The sequence below is a fragment of the Streptomyces sp. NPDC045899 genome (genome assembly GCF_056431485.1).
Genome location: NZ_JBWKKP010000026.1, coordinates 1 through 12,258, shown reverse-complemented (window position 1 = coordinate 12,258; position 12,258 = coordinate 1). Strand labels below are relative to the sequence as shown.

12 protein-coding genes are annotated in these 12,258 nt (G+C 75.1%); 9 read left to right on the top strand and 3 right to left on the bottom strand.

From position 1 onward, the window contains the following. The first annotated feature begins 75 nt into the window (after positions 1 to 75). On the top strand, positions 76 to 774 hold the full coding sequence (locus AC07FT_RS29660; protein WP_432013727.1) for a response regulator transcription factor: 699 nt from the start codon (positions 76 to 78) through the stop codon (positions 772 to 774). 30 nt (positions 775 to 804) lie between these two features. Here the strand turns inward: AC07FT_RS29660 and AC07FT_RS29655 are convergent, their stop codons facing one another. Further along, a complete protein-coding gene (locus AC07FT_RS29655; protein WP_471191139.1) occupies positions 805 to 1,161 on the bottom strand; it encodes an ArsR/SmtB family transcription factor in 357 nt (118 codons plus the stop codon). Between the two features lie 125 nt (positions 1,162 to 1,286). On the opposite strand from AC07FT_RS29655, the gene AC07FT_RS29650 reads away from it, so the two are divergent. Continuing rightward, positions 1,287 to 2,267, top strand: coding sequence for a quinone oxidoreductase family protein (locus AC07FT_RS29650; RefSeq protein ID WP_479179023.1), 981 nt, complete (start codon positions 1,287 to 1,289; stop codon positions 2,265 to 2,267). Positions 2,268 to 2,458: 191 nt separating this feature from the next. Here AC07FT_RS29650 and AC07FT_RS29645 read toward each other — a convergent pair whose 3' ends face one another. Further along, the gene (locus AC07FT_RS29645; protein ID WP_471191133.1) at positions 2,459 to 3,541 is read right to left on the bottom strand and encodes a DUF5937 family protein; all 1,083 of its coding nucleotides are present in this window, start codon (positions 3,539 to 3,541) and stop codon (positions 2,459 to 2,461) included. Between the two features lie 98 nt (positions 3,542 to 3,639). Here AC07FT_RS29645 and AC07FT_RS29640 point away from each other — a divergent pair, with 98 nt between their 5' ends. Continuing rightward, complete coding sequence (locus AC07FT_RS29640; protein WP_479179022.1) at positions 3,640 to 3,924, top strand: hypothetical protein; 285 nt, start codon at positions 3,640 to 3,642, stop codon at positions 3,922 to 3,924. On the opposite strand, the gene AC07FT_RS29635 is transcribed toward AC07FT_RS29640, so the two are convergent. After that, the gene (locus tag AC07FT_RS29635) at positions 3,832 to 5,055 is read right to left on the bottom strand and encodes a threonine aldolase family protein (protein WP_479179021.1); all 1,224 of its coding nucleotides are present in this window, start codon (positions 5,053 to 5,055) and stop codon (positions 3,832 to 3,834) included. The two genes, AC07FT_RS29640 and AC07FT_RS29635, sit on opposite strands and share 93 nt — an antisense overlap. 147 nt (positions 5,056 to 5,202) lie before the next feature. On the opposite strand from AC07FT_RS29635, the gene AC07FT_RS29630 reads away from it, so the two are divergent. From AC07FT_RS29630 to AC07FT_RS29605, 6 genes are all read left to right on the top strand, one after another. Then, complete coding sequence (locus tag AC07FT_RS29630) at positions 5,203 to 6,144, top strand: Rossmann-like and DUF2520 domain-containing protein (protein WP_479179019.1); 942 nt, start codon at positions 5,203 to 5,205, stop codon at positions 6,142 to 6,144. Continuing rightward, entirely contained in the window at positions 6,141 to 7,145 is a 1,005-nt protein-coding gene (panC, locus tag AC07FT_RS29625; RefSeq protein ID WP_479179017.1) for a pantoate--beta-alanine ligase, read from the top strand. The genes AC07FT_RS29630 and panC overlap by 4 nt, the downstream gene beginning before the upstream one ends. A 136-nt stretch (positions 7,146 to 7,281) precedes the next feature. After that, entirely contained in the window at positions 7,282 to 9,078 is a 1,797-nt protein-coding gene (locus AC07FT_RS29620; RefSeq protein WP_479179015.1) for an L-aspartate oxidase, read from the top strand. Continuing rightward, on the top strand, positions 9,075 to 10,118 hold the full coding sequence (nadC, locus tag AC07FT_RS29615; RefSeq protein WP_471191116.1) for a carboxylating nicotinate-nucleotide diphosphorylase: 1,044 nt from the start codon (positions 9,075 to 9,077) through the stop codon (positions 10,116 to 10,118). Before AC07FT_RS29620 ends, nadC begins: the two co-directional genes overlap by 4 nt. A gap of 3 nt (positions 10,119 to 10,121) precedes the next feature. After that, a complete protein-coding gene (locus tag AC07FT_RS29610; protein ID WP_479179014.1) occupies positions 10,122 to 10,919 on the top strand; it encodes a type III pantothenate kinase in 798 nt (265 codons plus the stop codon). A gap of 451 nt (positions 10,920 to 11,370) precedes the next feature. Next, positions 11,371 to 12,147, top strand: a complete 777-nt coding sequence (locus AC07FT_RS29605) for a hypothetical protein (protein WP_479179013.1) — start codon at positions 11,371 to 11,373, stop codon at positions 12,145 to 12,147. Positions 12,148 to 12,258 lie beyond the last annotated feature (111 nt).

Here is a 12,258-nt window from a genome sequence, read left to right as displayed (position 1 = left end):
ACATATCGGCATAGATTCGCCCGTGCGGGACCACTTCCGGTGCCGCGTCACAGGCCCGAGGGAAGGACCGACCGGATGTCGATCCGCGTCATGCTCGTCGATGACCAAGTGCTGCTGCGCACCGGCTTCCGGATGGTGCTCGCGGCCCAGCCGGACATGGAGGTCGTGGCCGAGGCGGGCGACGGGGTGGAGGCCCTGGAGGCACTGCGTTCCACCGAGGTGGACGTAGTCCTGATGGACGTCCGGATGCCGAAGCTGGACGGGGTGGAGGCGACCCGGCGGATATGCGAGCGCGCGGACGCCCCGAAGGTGCTCATCCTGACCACCTTCGACCTCGACGAGTACGCGTTCTCGGCGCTCAAGGCGGGGGCCGGGGGCTTCATGCTCAAGGATGTGCCGCCGGGCGAACTGCTCGCGGCGATCCGCGCGGTGCACAGCGGTGACGCGGTCGTGGCGCCCAGCACCACCCGGCGGCTGCTGGACCGCTTCGCGCCGATGCTGCCGGGCGCGGGGACCGGGGGCGGTGTCGCCGGGGCGGGCGGTGCGGCGCGGCCGGAGCTGGGGCGGCTGACCGAGCGCGAGCGCGAGGTGATGATGCTGGTCGCGCAGGGGCTGTCGAACGGGGAGATCGCGGCGCGGCTGGTGCTGTCCGAGGCCACCGTGAAGACACACGTCGGCCGGATCCTGACCAAGCTGGAGCTGCGCGACCGGGTGCAGGTGGTGGTGATGGCGTACGAGTCGGGGCTGATCCGGGCGGGCGGTCCGCGCGCCTGACGAGCCTGAGGGGGCGGCGGCCCTGTGGGCTCAGGCCCCCGGCCGCCGGTCGTCCCCCGCGTCCCCGGCGTCGCGCAGTACCAGGTCCAGCAGGCCGGGGAAGCGCTCGTCGAACTCCGGCCGCCGCAGCCGGTTGACCCGCTTGGGGCCCGCGTCGCGCTGCTCGATCAGCCCGGCGGCGCGCAGCACGGAGAAGTGGTGGCTGAGCGCCGCCTTGCCCACCGGGACGTCGAAGGTGCCGCAGGTGCGCTCCCAGTCGGCCGCCCCGGCCAGTTCGCGGACCAGCTGGATCCGCACCGGATCGGCGAGCGCCGCCAGGGCCGTCTGTACGGGGACGTCGTCGGGGTGGGTGTGCTCGGGCGCGGCCCGGTGGCTCCGCTGGCTCATCGCTCTCCTCCGCCGTAGTGCCGGTCTGCAGTCTGCCGCGAGCCGCCCTTGCCGAGTGTTCGATGAGATGCGTACACTCCTGGCTGTTCGCTATTGATTGAACAGTCTAGGCGGAGGAGTCCGGCATGCGTGCGGTGGTTCTGGAGGAGCTGGGCGGGCCCGAGGTCCTGCGCCTGACCGAGGTGGCGGAGCCCGTGCCCGCGCCCGGCGAGGTGACCCTCGACGTCGCCTACGCGGGCGTCAACTTCGCGGACCTCAAGGCCCGTTCCGTCGGCTACCGCGTCTCCGGCTTCCCGTTCACCCCGGGTCTGGAGGCATCCGGCCGGATCCGCGCGCTGGGGGAGGGCGTCACCGGGCTGCGGGTCGGCCAGGAGGTCACCGCGTTCATGACGGCGGGGGCGTACGCCGAGGTCGTGGCCGTGCCCGCGGAGACCGTCTTCCCCGTGCCCGACGGTGTCCCGCTGCGCACCGCGGCCACCCTTCCGACCGTGCTGCCCACCGTCCAGGCCCTGCTGCACGAGGTGGGGCGGTTCCGCGAGGGCGAGACCGTGCTCGTCCAGGGCGCGGCGGGCGGCGTCGGCACGGTGGCCGGACAGATGGCCCGGCTGGCCGGGGCCGGGAGGATCTACGGAGTGGTCTCCCGCCCGGAGAAGGCCGAGGAGGCGCTGAAGTACGGCTACGACGAGGTGTTCGTCGGCGACGGCTTCCCCGAGGAGCTCCGCGCGGCCACCGGCGGGCGCGGGGTGGACCTCGCGCTCGACCCGGTCGGCGGCGGGACCCTCCGCCGCACCCTGGACTCACTCGCCGTCTTCGGGCGCCTCGTCTCGTTCGGCAACGCGAGCGGTGAGGAGCCCTGGCAGGCCGGTCCGGGCGAGCTGTACCCGGGCGCCCGTACGGTCTCCGGCTTCTCCATCATCAACCTCGCCGCGGAGAACCCGCGGGCCCTGCGCCCGCTGGCCGAACGGTCCTTCCGGCCGGTCGCCGAGGGCGCGGTCGAACTCCCCGTCACGGCCGAGTTCCCCCTCGCCGAAGCGGCCGAGGCCCACCGCCTGATCGAAACCCGTACCACCACCGGCAAGCTCCTCCTCCGCGTAGCGGGCGACTGACCCCGGACCGGAAAGCCACCGGGGCGCCGGCCGGGCGGGCAAACCCCTCGCCCCGGCGCCTCGCGCGCCGGTGGCGGCTGCGTCGCGCCGGGGCCCTGTGCCCGCGGTGGCGGCCCGGCGTGCGCCGTGCGTCCGGGCTGCCGGGCTGTGTCCGGGGCGCGGGGGGTTCCCGCCGGGGTCACCGGCGGGCCTCAGCGCAGGACCGTCTCCAGGAAATCCGTGCCCAGGCGGGCCACCGCCGTCAGGTCCAGCTGGTGGAGGACGTAGCGGCCGCGGCGGCGGGTGGTGAGGAGGCCCGCCTTCTTGAGGACGGTGATGTGGCGGGAGACCTCCGGGGGCGTGATGCCGTACGCCTCGGACAGTTCACCGGTGGTGTGCGGACCGCGGGCCAGGGTGCGGCACAGCCGCATCCGCATCGGGTGGGACAGCGCCTCCAGCCGGTGCTGGACGAGCTCCAGGGCGGCGGGCGCCGGGAGTTCGGGCACGGCGACCGGGTACTGGATCACCGGCCGCCAGCCGGGCGCGTGCACCACGAGCAGATGCGGCCAGCCGAAGGCGGTCGGGATCAGGGTGAGGCCGTGGCCCGAGGCCGTCGCCCGTCCCGCGGCCAGTTTGTCCACCAGGATGCGGTCGCCGCCCTCGGACAGTGACAGCGCGGCGGACGCCGCGGTCAGTGCCTCCGCGAGCCCCTTGCGCTGGAGCAGCTCCGCCTTGTGGCGGGCGTCGGCGGCCAGTTGGAACCGCGTCCGCTGCCAGGTGTCGGCGAAGAAGGCCTGCTCACAGTCCTCCAGCAGCCGCCGCAGCCACACCCGCAGCCCGTCCGGGTCGTCCAGCATCCGGTCCGTGAACGCCGCCTGACGGGGACCGCGGGCCGCCGCCATCTCCCGGACCCGGGCCCGCGCGTCCGCGTCGACCAGCGGGGAGGTCCTGCACCGGGTGTACGAGGCGGAGCAGCTGATCTCGAAGGCCGCCGTCATGAACGTCGCGTCGTCGACCCGGTCCAGCGCGTCCAGTTCCTCGGTGAGCGTGGCCCCGGGGCGGGCCGGGAGCAGCAGGTCGCAACGGGCCGAACGCCACAGGAAGTCCGCTTCGTGGAGCCGGTCCGCGAGATCCGGCTTCAGCCCCGACGCCGTCGCGGTGGCCCAGCCGTGCAGCCCCGGGTGGTGGCCGGGTTCGGAGAGCACATGGAGCGCGGCGCCCAGCTCGGCGAGCGGGGACGGGCTGAAGACGATGCGCTCGGGCGGCAGTCCGGCGATGTCGATGACGTTGGCCATGGCCCCATGGTGCGGGAGTTCCGGCTGGTCACGGCCACGATTGACGGCGATGGTCAATCGACGTGACCGGGCGCCCCGGCCGGGCGGAGTCTCGGGTCATGACCATCACCCAGCAGTACGCACTCGATCTCTACCGGGCCGCCCGGCGCGGTGAACCGGCCCCGCCCGCGCCGGGCCGTGAGGACTGGCGCACCCTGCGCGAACTGCGCGAGTACCGCGCGGCCCGGCCCGACGCGCGGCGGTCGGCGGGCATCCGGGCACGGCTGGCCGGGCTGCTGCGCCGCGGTGGCTCAGCCGTCCGCGGCGGCGATCTCGCGGACCCGGGCCAGGAAGGCGGCGGCCGCGGCCGTGACGTCGTCGGCCGTCCAGTCCAGTGCGGGTGAGGCCACCGTCACCTCCGTCACGGCGAGTCCGGGCGGCCCCGACTCGTGCCAGCGGTGGAACAGCGTGGTCCGGGTCTCCTCGGCCAGCCGCACCCCCGCCTCGTCCAGCGTCCGCGCCGGATACGGCAGCCACACCTGGAACTGGTGCGTGTGCGGCACCTCGGGGTGGACCCGCGACCACCCCACACCGGCCGCCGCGAACGCTTCCCGCAGCGCCCCCGCCACGATCCGCGCCCGCGCCACGTACGACGGCAGCCGGGGCAGTTCGCGGTCCAGCCCGGCCAGCGCACTGAGCGCGGCGGGCCACTGCTGGAACAGCGTGCCGCCGTATCGGTGCCGCCATGCCTTCGCCTCCGCGACCAGGCTCTCCGGCCCGGCCAGCGCGGCCCCCGAGAGGCCCTCCAGCGACTTGTAGAAGGACACGTACACCGAGTCCGCCAGGGCCGCGATCTCCGGCAGGGAGCGGCCGAAGTGGACGGTGGACTCCCACAGCCTGGCCCCGTCGAAATGGACCACCGCGTCCCGCTCCCGGGCGGCCTCCACCACCGCCACCAGCTCGTCCCACCGGGGCAGTACGAAGCCCGCGTCGCGCAGCGGCAGTTCGAGGGCGAGGGTGCCGAAGGGCTCGTCGAGGTCGCGGATCTCCTCCGCGGTGGGCAGCCGCGGCCGGTCCGTGGTGTGGACCGAGCGCAGTCCGCTCACCGTCCGGTAGGCGTCCCGTTCGTGCCTCTCCAGATGGGCCAGCGGATGCAGCGCCACCAGGGGGTTGCCGGTGCGCCCCGCCCAGCAGCGCAGCGCGATCTGCTGGGCCATGGTGCCGGTGGGGAAGAACGCCGCGGACTCGGTGCCGAGCAGTCCGGCGACCCGCCGTTCCAGCTCCTCCACGACGCCGTCGCCGTACAGGTCCACCCCGGCCTCCGGGTCGTATCCGGCCGGGGGCGCGGCCGCCAGCCGGGCCAGCCGCTCCCCGATCCGGCCCTGCACCGCCCCGCGGGCGAGGGTCCGCTCGGAGCCGCGCCAGGCCGCGAGCCTGCGGTCCCGCGCGGCCCGCTGCCCGGCCCCGTCCGGGCCGTCCCCGCCGGGGCCGTCCTCCGCGCTGACCGGGTCGTCCGTACCGCCGCTGTCCGCCATGGGCCGATGATGACGTACGCCGAGCGGGCCGGACCATACGTTTTCCACAGGGCTGGGGACAGGGCCGGGCCTCCCCGGGGCACTCGCGTAGCATGGCGGGGAAACGTCCGGTACCCCCTGAGGACTGGAACGGAAGGCCGCTGTCGCGTGAACGCACATCCACTTCCCGAGCCGCAGGACCGCCCCGCGAGGCTCACCGTAGGGGTCGTCGGCGCGGGCCGTGTCGGTCCGGCCCTCGCCGCCTCGCTGCACCTGGCCGGGCACCGTCCCGTGGCCGCCTCCGCGGTCTCCGACACCTCCGTGCGCCGGGCCGCCGAGCTGCTTCCCGGGGTCCCCGTCGTCCCGCCCGCCGAGGTGCTGGCGCGGGCCGAGCTGGTGCTGCTCACCGTCCCCGACGACGCCCTGCCCGAGCTGGTCGCCGGGCTGGCCGAGACCGGCGCGGTGCGCCCCGGCCAGCTGCTGGTGCACACCTCGGGGCGGTACGGCGTCGGGGTGCTGGACCCCGCCCTGCGGGCCGGTGCGCTGCCGCTCGCGCTGCACCCGGTGATGACCTTCACCGGCACCTCGGTGGACGTCCAGCGCCTCGCGGGCTGCTCCTTCGGCGTCACCGCGCCCGAGGAGCTGCGGCTCGCGGCCGAGGCGCTGGTGATCGAGATGGGCGGTGAGCCCGAGTGGATCGAGGAGGAGGCCCGCCCGCTCTACCACGCGGCGCTGGCCATCGGGGCCAACCACCTCACCACCCTGGTCGCCCAGGCCATGGAGCTGCTGCGCGGGGCGGGGGTCGGCGCCCCGGACCGGATGCTCGGCCCGCTGCTCGGCGCCGCCCTGGACAACACCCTGCGCAGCGGTGACGCCGCGCTCACCGGCCCGGTCGCGCGCGGTGACGCGGGCACGGTCGCGGCCCATGTCGCCGAGCTGCGGCGGCACGCCCCGCAGGCGGTCGCCGGTTATCTGGCGATGGCCCGTACGACGGCGGACCGCGCGCTCGCCCACGGACTGCTGAAGCCGGAGCTGGCGGAGGACCTGCTGGGCGTTCTGTCGGACGTCTCGGACGCACCGGGGCCCGGCCGGGGAGGGACAGGAGCATGAGCCCGAAGCTGTGGACCAAGGCCGGACCCGGTGAGCCGGATGTCGAGCTGTACACCCGCCGTGCCGACTTCGACGTGGCGTTCGCCCACTTCGCCGTGGCGGGGCGGGCCGCCGTGGTGATGACCATGGGCGCGCTGCACGAGGGGCACGCCTCGCTGATCCGTGCCGCCCGCGCCCGGGTCGGCGCCAAGGGCCTGGTGACCGTCACCGTCTTCGTGAATCCGCTGCAGTTCGGGGCGGGCGAGGACCTGGACCGCTATCCGCGCACCCTCGACGCCGATCTGGAGGTCGCGGCCGCCGCGGGCGCCGACATCGTCTTCGCCCCGCGCCCGGAGGATGTGTATCCGGGCGGTGAGCCGCTGATCCGGCTGGCCGCCGGACCCCTGGGCGAGCGGTACGAGGGCGCCTCCCGCCCCGGCCACTTCGACGGGATGCTGACCGTCGTCGCCAAGCTGCTCCACCTCACCCGCCCGGACGTGGCGTTCTTCGGCGAGAAGGACGCCCAGCAGCTCGCGCTGATCCGGCGGATGGTGGACGACCTGAACTTCCCGGTCGAGGTGGTCGGTGTGCCGACCGTCCGGGAGGACGACGGCCTCGCCCTCTCCAGCCGCAACCGCTACCTCGCGCGGGACGAGCGGGGCACCGCGCTGGCGCTGTCCCGGGCGCTGTTCGCCGGACGGGACGCGGGCCTGTCGGCGGCCGGGCGCGGCGCGGACGCCGAGGCGCCGCCCGGCACCCCCGCCGGCCGCCCGGGCGTGCCCGACGGGCCGGCGGCGGTCGCCTCGCCCGCCGCGGTGCGGGCCGCGGCCCGCGCGGTGCTCGACGAGGCGAGCCGCCGCGAACCGCCCCTCGTGCTCGACTACGTCGGGCTCATCGACCCGGTGGACTTCTCCGAGGCCCCCGACGACCACAGTGGCGAAGCGGTCCTGGCCGTCGCCGCCAAGGTCGGCACCACCCGTCTGATCGACAACATCCGCCTGTGGTTCGGAGCCTCCCGGTGAGGCGGCGGCTCGGGGGATGCGTACCGAAGCGACCCTGCGAGGCAAGCCTGATGAAGTGCCCGACGTCCCTTCCGCCCGGTGCCCGCCCGTTCGGTGCCCGCCCGAGCGGAGCCCCCGCGGCCCTGTGGAGCACCCGATGACGGCCGGCGCCATAGGAAGGACCCCCGGGACGCCCGCCCCGGCGTCCGTCGGCGCGCTGCGCGCCCCCGCCCCCGGCTGGGCCACCGAGGCCGATGTGGTCGTGGTCGGCTCCGGGGTCGCGGGGCTGACCGTCGCGCTGCGCTGCGCCGCCGCCGGGGCGAAGGTCACCGTGGTCACCAAGGCCCGGCTGGACGACGGTTCCACCCGCTGGGCGCAGGGCGGCATAGCCGCCGCGTTCGGCGAGGGCGACACCCCCGAGCAGCATCTGGACGACACCCTCGTCGCGGGCGCCGGGCTCTGCGATGAGCAGGCGGTCCGGACGCTGGTCACCGAGGGCCCGGACGCGGTGCGCCGGCTGATCGCCAGCGGCGCCCGCTTCGACGCCGACGAGGACACCGGCGAGATCCTGCTGGCCCGTGAGGGCGGCCACCACCGCCGCCGGATCGCCCACGCGGGCGGTGACGCCACCGGCGCCGAGATCTCCCGCGCCCTGGTCGAAGCGGTGCGCGCGGCCGGGATCGACACCGTCGAGAACGCCTTGGTGCTGGATCTGCTGAAGGACGCGCACGGCCGCGCCTCGGGCGTCACCCTGCACGTCATGGGCGAGGGCCAGCGGGACGGGGTGGGCGCGGTGCGCGCGGCCGCGGTCGTCCTCGCGACCGGCGGTATGGGCCAGGTCTTCTCCGCCACCACCAACCCCGCGGTGTCCACCGGCGACGGTGTGGCGCTCGCGCTGCGGGCCGGGGCGGAGATCTCCGACCTGGAGTTCGTGCAGTTCCACCCCACGGTGCTGTGGCTGGGCCCGGAGGCCGAGGGCCAGCAGCCGCTGGTCTCCGAGGCGGTGCGCGGCGAGGGCGCGCACATCGTCGACGCCGACGGGGTGCGCTTCATGATCGGTCAGCATGAACTGGCCGAGCTGGCTCCGCGCGACATCGTGGCCAAGGGCATCACGCAGCGCATGCTCGAACAGGGCGCCGAGCATATGTACCTGGACGCCCGGCACTTCGGCGCGCGGATGTGGGAGCAGCGCTTCCCGACCATCCTCGCCGCCTGCCGGGCGCATGGCATCGACCCGGTGACCGAGCCCGTCCCGGTCGCCCCGGCCGCGCACTACGCGAGCGGCGGCGTCCGCACCGATGTGCGCGGGCGCACCTCGGTCGAAGGGCTCTACGCCTGCGGTGAGGTCGCCTGCACCGGGGTGCACGGTGCCAACCGGCTGGCCTCCAACTCCCTGCTGGAGGGCCTGGTCTTCGCCGAGCGCATCGCCGAGGACATCACCGCCGCACTGGCCGCGCCGCCCGGACCGGAGGTGTCCGGACCGCACACCTCCGTGCTGCCCGCCGCGGACACCACCTCGCCGCTGCTGGCCTCCGAGGCCCGGTACGCGATCCAGCGGATCATGACCACCGGAGCCGGGGTGCTCCGCTCCGCCGAGAGCCTGGCCCGCGCCGCCGAGCGGTTGGACCGGGTCCGCGACGAGGCCGCGGACGAGCTGCGGCGTGACGGCAAGACGGCCGAGCCCGCCGTCGAGACCTGGGAGGCCACCAACCTCCTGCTGGTCGCCCGGGTGCTGGTCGCCGCCGCGCTGCGCCGGGAGGAGACCCGCGGCTGCCACTGGCGCGAGGACCGCCCCGAGCGGGACGACGCGGACTGGCGCCGCCACCTCCTGGTCACCCTGCGGCCCGGTGGCTCCCTCGACGTCCGGACCACGGACTCCGCCTCGTTCCCCCCGACCGTCCGCTCCGCGACCGCCCCACCCGCCCCTCGAACCGATACGGAGTCCCAGCCGTGAGCAGCACCCCCGACGACCTCCGACTGCCCGTGGCCCTGCCGCTGCTCCCGGCCGGCCTCGCCGACGAGGGGGCGGGCGGCGGCTGCGGTGACGCGTGCGGCTGCGACACCGCCACCGCCACCGCCGAGGGCGACGGCACCTACGAGTGCGGCCTCGACCCCGATCTCGCCGCGCTGCTGACGCTGGCCGGACTGGACCCGGTCCAGGTCGAGGACATCGCGCATATGGCGATCGAGGAGGACCTCGACCACGGCGTGGACGTCACGACGGTCGCCACCATCACCGAGGACGCCTACGCCACCGGTGACTTCACCGCCCGGGAGGCGGGCACCGTCGCGGGGCTGCGGATCGCCGAGGCGATCCTCTCGGTCGTCTGCATCGACGCGTTCGATGTCGAGCGGCACGTCGAGGACGGCGACCGGGTCGAGGCCGGGCAGAAGCTGCTGAGCGTCCGCACCCGCACCCGGGACCTGCTCACCGCCGAGCGCAGCGCACTCAACCTGCTGTGCCGGCTGTCCGGTGTCGCCACCGCGACCCGCGCCTGGGCGGACGCCCTGGAGGGCACGAAGGCGAAGGTGCGGGACACCCGCAAGACCACCCCGGGGCTGCGCGCGCTGGAGAAGTACGCGGTGCGCTGCGGCGGCGGGGTCAACCACCGGATGTCGCTGTCGGACGCGGCGCTGGTCAAGGACAACCACGTGGTCGCGGCGGGCGGGGTGGCGGAGGCGTTCACCGCGGTGCGCGCCCGGTTCCCGGAGCTGCCGATCGAGGTGGAGGTGGACACCCTCGACCAGATCCCGCCGGTCCTGGAGGCGGGCGCGGATCTGATCCTGCTCGACAACTTCACCCCGGAGCAGACCCGTCAGGCCGTCGAGCTGGTCGCGGGCCGCGCCGCCCTGGAGTCCTCCGGCCGGCTGACGCTCGCCAACGCCCGTACGTACGCCGAGACCGGTGTGGACTACCTGGCGGTCGGCGCGCTCACCCACTCGTCCCCGATCCTGGACATCGGCCTGGACCTGCGCGGGGCCGAGGGGAACTGACCCATGCTGCTGACCATCGACGTGGGGAACACCCACACCGTCCTGGGGCTGTTCGACGGTGAAGAGATCGTCGAGCACTGGCGGATCTCCACCGATGCCCGCCGCACCGCCGATGAACTGGCCGTGCTGCTCCAGGGGCTGATGGGGATGCACCCGCTGCTCGGCGAGGAGCTGGGCGACGGCATCGAGGGGATCTCGATCTGCTCCACCGTCCCCTCGGTCCTGCATGAACTGCGCGAGGTCACCCGCCGTTACTACGGCGACGTGCCGTCCGTCCTGGTCGAACCGGGGGTGAAGACCGGTGTGCCGATCCTGATGGACAACCCCAAGGAGGTCGGCGCCGACCGGATCATCAACGCGCTGGCCGCCGTCGAGCTGTACGAAGGCCCCTGCGTGGTGGTCGACTTCGGCACCGCGACCACCTTCGACGCGGTCAGCTCGCGCGGTGAGTACGTGGGCGGCGTGATCGCGCCCGGTATCGAGATCTCGGTCGAGGCGCTCGGGGTGCGCGGCGCCCAGCTGCGCAAGATCGAGCTGGCCCGGCCGCGCAGCGTGATCGGGAAGAACACGGTCGAGGCGATGCAGTCCGGCATCCTCTACGGCTTCGCGGGCCAGGTCGACGGGATCGTCCGGCGGATGGCGCGGGAGCTGGCGGAGGACCCGGAGGAGGTGACCGTCATCGCCACCGGCGGGCTCGCCCCCATGGTGCTCGGCGAGTCCTCGGTCATCGACGAGCACGAGCCCTGGCTGACTCTGATCGGCCTCCGGCTGGTCTACGAACGCAACGTCTCCCGGAGCTGAGCGGTAAACGGGCGTCGCCCCCCGGCTCCGGTCCGGGGGCGGCGGCCGGTGGAATAGCCCGTCACCGTCACCACCTGCGAACTCGGAGTCATTCCGAATTCCGGCCCGGAGCGGCCCCCCTCCGGCGAATTCCCCGGAGGGCTTCGATGCCTCTCGGCCATCTGCCGGGCGACGGCGGCGGAAACACAACTCTTCGAATTCCGTATTGACAAGCGGAACCCGTGGAACGGCCCGGCGCGAGGTGCCCCGGCGGGTCTCCCGCGGCCCATGGGGGGACCCGTTCCCCGGTCCCGCGCGCCGCCCCGCGCCGGATCCGGCGCCGCTCCGCGCCCCTCCGCCGCACCCTCTCCCACCTGCGGCGCCGACCACCCGGGGCAGGGCACCGGACCGCAACGCGCCGCACGTTCCTGCGCTTCGCGAAATTTGTCCGCTTAGCACTTAAAGTCGCCCCATGCCCACGCCATACGGATCCCGCGGCGGAATGGCGTTCAGCGCGGATGAGCTGCGTGTGCTCCGACGCGCCCTCGCCATCGCCCTCCAACCCCATCCCGTCACCCCCACTCCCGGACCCCTCGGCCCGGACCGGGCTGAGGAGGTCCAGGACTGTCTGCGCCTCGCCGAGGCCGTGGACGAAGCGGTCCGCGAGGGCGGGCGGCTGCGAGCGTTCCTGCTCGACGAGCTCGCCCGCTACCGTGCCGCCCTCCCCGGCGCCGCCGCCGGATACCTGGAGCAGCTCCAGGGTGCCCTGGCGGCCGGTTACGAGCCGCTCCCGGAGGACCTGGCCGCGCTGCGCACGCTCTGCGCGGCGGCCGCCGGAGGCGGCGGTGAGGCCGCACGTCGCCGGGCCCTGCTGGGCCACTGTGAGCGGGTCGCCGAACGGGGCGTGCGGGCCCGGCTCGCGGAGCGTTCGGTGACCGTGCTGCGGCCGCGCCCCCGACCGTCGGCGACGAGGCTGCGCGCCCTGCCGGGCGGCGCCGCGGAGGGCGCCGACGAGCCCGAGCGCGAGCCGCGCAAGAAGCCCGCCGCGCCGGACCGCGGCGACCGCGAGGGGCCGAAACGCGAGGAGCCGGGGCGCGGCACCCCGCGGCCGGGCCGCCCGGTGCCGACGCCCGCGGAGGTCTTCCCGCCCAAGCGCCGCCGCCCCGCACCGCCGTCCGAGCAGGAGTCCCGGCTGGCTGCGGACCCGGTGGTGGCGGGCGGGCCCGTGTCCGCCGCGCGCTCGGCCTGATCCGCTCCCCGTCCGTGCCGCGGGGGGGGGGGGGGGGGGGGGGGGGGGGGGGGGGGGGGGGGGGGGGGGGGGGGGGGGGGGGGGGGGGGGGGGGGGGGGGGGGGGGGGGGG